Here is a 296-nt window from a genome sequence, read left to right as displayed (position 1 = left end):
GCGATGCCGCGCAGGGCTCGCTCGGCTGCATTGTTGGATAGGCAGATCCGCCCATCGTCGAGGAACCGGGTGAAGGATGACCAGCGGCGCAGCATGTAGTTGAACGCCTTGGTCAGGTCGTGTCCGCGCGAGAGCTTGTCGCGTGTCTCGATCATCCAGCACTCGAGCTCGGTGACCAGCGGCGCGCTCCGCTCCTGGCGCACGGCGTGGCGTTGGGCCGGCAACAGGCCGTTGATCGCGCGCTCGATATCGAACAGGGCATCGATGCGCTTCACGGCTTCGACCGCCAGCGGATA

Annotated in this window: 1 protein-coding gene; it reads right to left on the bottom strand. The window is 65.5% G+C overall.

Annotated features, from left to right (window positions below; genetic code table 11):
- Positions 1-296 (bottom strand): IS66 family transposase (locus AC0L2Y_RS34685; RefSeq protein WP_473562353.1); only part of this gene is annotated, 296 nt, incomplete at both ends.

The sequence above is a fragment of the Mesorhizobium sp. WSM4830 genome (assembly GCF_055811495.1).
This window is presented reverse-complemented; position numbering and strand designations above follow the sequence as displayed.